At 73.2% G+C, this 5212-nt stretch carries 6 protein-coding genes; 4 read left to right on the top strand and 2 right to left on the bottom strand.

Going from position 1 to position 5212, the window contains the following annotated elements; all coding sequences use genetic code 11:
- Window positions 1-1127, top strand: a 1127-nt coding sequence (locus H5J29_RS35915) for a resuscitation-promoting factor (protein ID WP_181782562.1), incomplete at its 5' end; no start/stop codon positions are given.
- A gap of 60 nt (window positions 1128-1187) precedes the next feature.
- Here H5J29_RS35915 and H5J29_RS19910 read toward each other — a convergent pair.
- The gene (locus H5J29_RS19910; RefSeq protein ID WP_181782561.1) at window positions 1188-1844 is read right to left on the bottom strand and encodes an HAD-IA family hydrolase; all 657 of its coding nucleotides are present in this window, start codon (window positions 1842-1844) and stop codon (window positions 1188-1190) included.
- Entirely contained in the window at window positions 1841-2014 is a 174-nt protein-coding gene (locus H5J29_RS35235) for a hypothetical protein (protein WP_246394077.1), read from the bottom strand. Before H5J29_RS35235 ends, H5J29_RS19910 begins: the two co-directional genes overlap by 4 nt.
- Window positions 2015-2167: 153 nt before the next feature.
- On the opposite strand from H5J29_RS35235, the gene rsmA reads away from it, so the two are divergent.
- From rsmA to H5J29_RS19895, 3 genes are all read left to right on the top strand, one after another.
- A complete protein-coding gene (gene rsmA, locus H5J29_RS19905; RefSeq protein ID WP_312858318.1) occupies window positions 2168-3007 on the top strand; it encodes a 16S rRNA (adenine(1518)-N(6)/adenine(1519)-N(6))-dimethyltransferase RsmA in 840 nt (279 codons plus the stop codon).
- A gap of 76 nt (window positions 3008-3083) precedes the next feature.
- A complete protein-coding gene (locus tag H5J29_RS19900) occupies window positions 3084-4556 on the top strand; it encodes a DHA2 family efflux MFS transporter permease subunit (protein ID WP_181782559.1) in 1473 nt (490 codons plus the stop codon).
- A gap of 9 nt (window positions 4557-4565) precedes the next feature.
- On the top strand, window positions 4566-5212 hold a 647-nt coding region (locus H5J29_RS19895), incomplete at its 3' end, for a 4-(cytidine 5'-diphospho)-2-C-methyl-D-erythritol kinase (protein ID WP_181782558.1).

Raw genomic sequence — 5212 nt, 5'->3', positions numbered from 1 at the left:
CCACGCGTCGGCACACGGGCCGCAAGGGTGCCCGGGTCGGCGCACTGGTCGCGTTGCTGCTGCTCACAGTGGCCAGCGGCAGCGCGCTGGCGATGGACAAGACGATCACCCTCACGGTCGACGGGCAGGACCGCACCCTGCACACCTTCGCCGGGGACGTCGAGGGCGTGCTCGCCGCGGCGGGCGTCGCGGCGGGGCCGCAGGACCGGATCGAGCCCGCGCCGACCACCGAGTTGGCCGACGGGGACCAGGTGATCGTCAACCGGGCCCGGATGCTCACGCTCACCGAGGGCGGGCAGACCCGCAACATCTGGACCACGGCCGCGTCGATCGACGAGGCGCTCGCGGGGATCGGCGTGGACGTCGCCCCGATCCAGATGTCGCTGTCCCCGGACACCCCGATCCCGATGGCCGGGCTGAACGTGCAGATCGAGGTGCCGCGCGCGGTCACGCTGGTCGACGGCACCGGTGCCCCCGAGGCGATCACCACCAACGCGGGCACGGTCGGCGGGCTGCTCGCGGAGAAGGGCGTCACGCTCGGTCCGGACGACGTGTCCGTCCCCAGCAGCGACGCCCCGCTCACCGACGGCCTGCAGATCCACCTGGTGCGCAACGGCGAGGGCGAGGTCCTCGAGGTCCGGCGGATCGACCCGCCGGTGCAGGAGATCGAGGACCCCGAGCTGCCCCGCGGCGAGAAGAAGGTCGTGGACCCGGGCAGGCCCGGCGAGCAGACCGCCGTCATGCGGGTCTACGTGCAGAACGGCCAGGAGGTCCGGCGCGAGCAGATCCGCGGCGGCGCCAGCACGCCGCCCACGCCGCGCGTGGTCAAGGTCGGCACCAACGACGAGGAGCCGCCCGCCCCCGCGATCGGCGACACCGCCGTGTGGGACCGACTGGCCAAGTGCGAGGCAGGCGGCAACTGGGCGATCAACACCGGCAACGGCTACTACGGCGGCGTCCAGTTCGACGCCTCCACCTGGCGCGCCTACGGCGGCAACCAGTACGCCCCGCTGCCGCACCAGGCCAGCCGCGAGGAACAGATCGCGACCGCCGAGAAGGTCGTGGCCGACCGTGGCGGCTACGGCGCCTGGCCCGCCTGCGCCCGCAAGCTCGGCCTGCCCCGCTAGCCCCGAGCGAACGGCACTCTCGCTCAGACCTAGTGAGCGAGAGTGCCGTTCGCTCAGGGGTCAGAAGGTGCCGACGGGCAGGTCGAGGGCCTGCTCCAGGTCGCTCAGTGCCTGGTCCTCGCCCGTCACCTTGATCGCCCGCATGCCCAGCGCCGCAGCGGGTTTGCAGTTGATGCCCAGGTCGTCGAGGTACACGCACTCCTCGGGGCGGACGCCCAACGCCGCGCAGGCCATCTCGTAGATCCGCGGGTCCGGCTTGCGCACGCCGACCTTGCTGCTCTCCACGACGTGGTCGAACCGCGCCATGATCGCGGCGATCTCGGCGGCGCGCTGCGCCGTCGCCGACATCTGGGCGCCGTGGCCCGCCGGGACGTTGTTGGTGATGCAGCCGAGCCGGTGCCCGCGCTCCTTGAGCAGGTCGATCGCCGCCACCATCCGCGGCCGCACGGCCCCGGACAGCACGGCGAGCACCGCGCTACCGGGCAGGTCGTGGCCGAGGGTGCGGGCCTCGGCGGCGAACTCGGCGTCGAACGCGGCCGCGTCGATCTCGGCGCGCTCGAACCGCGCCCAGGCGTTGGTGTCCGGGTTGGTGGAGTTGATCCGGCGGACGAGGTCCTTCGGCAGTCCCCGTTCGGCCTCGACCTGCGCGAAGGCCTCGAAGGGCGACGCGGTGACCACGCCACCGAAGTCGAACACGACGGCCGGGAGATCGGTCATGATGCAACTGTATGACGGCGGAGGGCGACTCTGACCCCTCCGAGGTCCGGGTCCCGGTCCTCCCGTCCCTCGAGCAGCACCGCGGTGACGGCCTCGACGGGACCCTCGCGGAAGGCGATCGTGGCGTCGTCGAGCCGATCCGGGTCCAGCGGGGAGACCGCGCTGGACATGCCGAAGGCCTCGAACGCGCACCGGGACAGCCCCGGGTCGCCGGTGGTCGTCGCGTCGAGCCCCTCGGGGTCACCGGAGAGCAGGGTGAGCCCATCGCGGCCTCAGCACACCCACCAGTGCGCCCGTTCCGGGCGATCCCGGAAGATGGGGCGGTGACCACCTCCCGCCTGCTGGGCCCGGCCGAGGTGCGTGCGCTCGCCGAGCGCTTCGGGATCCGGCCCACCAAACGGCTCGGCCAGAACTTCGTGCACGACGCGAACACGGTGCGCCGCATCGTGAAGGCGGCCGACCTGACCGCCGACGACGTGGTGGTCGAGGTCGGCCCCGGGCTCGGGTCGCTCACCCTGGCCCTGCTGCCCGCGGCCGCGCACGTGCACGCGGTGGAGATCGACCCGGCGCTGGCGGTGGCGCTGCCGGGCACCGTCGTCGAGTTCGCGCCCGATCTCGCGGACCGGCTCACCGTCACGAACCTCGACGCGATGAAGGTGCGGTCGCTGGACCCGGCGCCCACCGCCGTCGTCGCGAACCTGCCGTACAACGTGGGGGTGCCGGTCCTGCTCACCCTGCTGGGCGCGCTGCCCAGCCTGGAGAAGGGGCTGGTGATGATGCAGCAGGAGGTCGTCGACCGGCTGGCCGCCGGGCCGGGGAGCAAGGTCTACGGCGTGCCGAGCGCCAAGCTCGCCTGGTTCGCCGCCGCGCGCAAGGCGGGGCCGGTGCCGCGCGCGGTGTTCTGGCCGGTACCCAACGTCGACTCGGGGCTGCTCGCCTTCACCCGGCGGGAGCCGCCCGTGGGCGACCGGGCCGCGGTGTTCACCCTCGTCGACACCGCCTTCGCCCAGCGCCGCAAGGCCCTGCGACCCGCACTGGCCGGGTGGGCGGGCTCGGCGGCGGCGGCCGAGGAGATCCTGCGGGCCGCGGGCGTCGACCCCATGGCGCGGGCCGAGACCCTCGGGATCGACGACTTCGCCCGGATCGCCGCCGCCCGCAGCTGAGGCGTCCGGCGCGAGAACCGTCGGGGGCGCGGCCTACCCTTGCGTCGCGTACCGATACCGCCGACGAAGGTGACCCATGGCCGTCAGTGACACAGGCACCCGCGCCACCGCTCCCCCCGAGGTGAGCCCGTGGCCCGCGCTCTGGGCGCTCGTCGTCGGCTTCTTCATGATCTTGATCGACATGACGATCGTGTCGATCGCGACCCCGGCCATCCAGTCGGACTTCGGCGCGAGCGTCGACGACGTCGTGTGGGTCACCAGCGCCTACCTGCTGGCCTACGCCGTGCCGCTGCTCATCACGGGCAGGCTGGGGGACCGGTTCGGCCCGCGCCGGATGTATCTCGTCGGCTTGACGATCTTCACCCTGGCGTCGCTGTGGTGCGGGCTGACCTCGTCGATCGAGATGCTCGTCGCGGCGCGGGCGGTGCAGGGCCTCGGCGCCTCGCTGATGACCCCGCAGACCATGGCCGTGATCACCCGGACCTTCCCGCCGCACAAGCGCGGCCAGGCGATGAGCCTCTGGGGCGCGACCGCGGGCGTGGCCACGCTGGTCGGGCCGATCCTGGGCGGCGTCCTGGTGGACGGGCTGGGCTGGGAGTGGATCTTCTTCATCAACGTGCCGATCGGCGTGGTCGCGTTCGTGCTCGCCATGCGGCTGGTCCCGGCGCTGCCCACCAGCGTGCGCCGGTTCGACCTGCTCGGCGTGGTGCTGTCCGGGGCCGGCATGTTCCTGCTGGTCTTCGGCATCCAGGAGGGGCAGAGCTACGACTGGGCCGCGGGCGTGTGGGCGCTGATCGCCTCCGGCCTCGTGGTGCTGGGGGCGTTCGTGTTCTGGCAGGCGAGGAACCGGGCCGAGCCGCTGATGTCGCTGTCGCTGTTCCGGGACCGGAACTTCAGCCTGGCCAACATCGCGATCACCGCGGTGGGCTTCGCCGTCACCGCGATGGCGTTCCCGATCACCTTCTACTCACAGGGCGTGATGGGCCTCAGCCCCACCCGCGCCGCGCTGCTGCTGATCCCGATGGCGGTGCTGTCCGGCGTGCTGGCCCCGTTCGTCGGGCGGCTCACGGACCGGGCGCACCCGCGCTGGATCGCCGGGTTCGGCATGGCGTCCTGGGTGGTCGCGCTGGTCTGGCTCGCGGCGGTCATGAAGCCCGGCACCGCGGTCTGGGTCCTGCTGCTGCCGATCGCGCTGCTCGGGGTGGGCAACGCGTTCGTCTGGGGGCCGGTCGCCACCACGGCGAACCGCAACCTGCCGCCGGAGCAGGCCGGCGCGGGGGCCGGGGTCTACAACACGACCCGTCAGGTCGGTGCGGTGCTGGGCAGCGCGGGGATCGCGGTGCTGATGGAGTCCCGGATCGCGGCCGAGCTCGGCGGTGGCGGGGCCTCGCCCGCGGGGGAGACGATCTCGGACATCCCGCCGGCGTTGCACGAGGGTTTCAGCGCTGCCATGGCCCAGGCGCTGCTGCTCCCGGCCGGAGTGCTCGTCGTGGGGCTGGTGGCCGTGCTCACCTTCACCGTCAGCTTGCGCACCGACCGCGGTCAGTAGTGTTGGGTGGTGCTCTCCGCCGTCCGACCGCCGGTCACCGTCAGGGTGCCTGCGAAGATCAACCTCCACCTGTCGGTGGGTGGCGTGCGCGCGGACGGCTACCACGACCTGGTCACCGTGTTCCACGCCGTGAGCCTGTTCGACGAGGTCGCGGTCTCCCTGAGCGACGAGCCCGGCCTCGAGGTCCACGGCGAGGGGGTCTCCGAGGTCCCGGTGGACGACACGAACCTGGCCTGGCGGGCCGTCGACCTGCTGGCCCGGCACTCGGGGCGTGACCCCGCCGTCCGGGTGGTGCTGCGCAAGGGCATCCCGGTCGCGGGAGGCATGGCGGGCGGCAGCGCCGACGCGGCGGGCACACTCGTGGCGCTGTCCGCGCTGTGGAAGCTGGACCTGCCCCGAGACGAGCTGTCCGAGATGGCCGCCCAGCTCGGCAGCGACGTGACCTTCGCCCTGCACGGCGGCACCGCGCTGGGCACCGGCCGCGGCGAGCAGATCGTCCCCGTGCTGGCCCGGCACCCGATGCACTGGGTGATCGCGCTGGCCCGGCGCGGGCTCTCCACCCCCACCGTCTTCACCGAGCTCGACCGGCTGCGCGGAGACGCGGAACCGCCGGAGCGGCCCGTCGAGCCCGTGCTCGGCGCCCTCTCCCAGGGCGA

It is taken from the genome of Pseudonocardia pini, from assembly GCF_013870575.1.
GTDB lineage: Bacteria > Actinomycetota > Actinomycetes > Mycobacteriales > Pseudonocardiaceae > Pseudonocardia > Pseudonocardia pini.
This window is presented reverse-complemented; position numbering and strand designations above follow the sequence as displayed.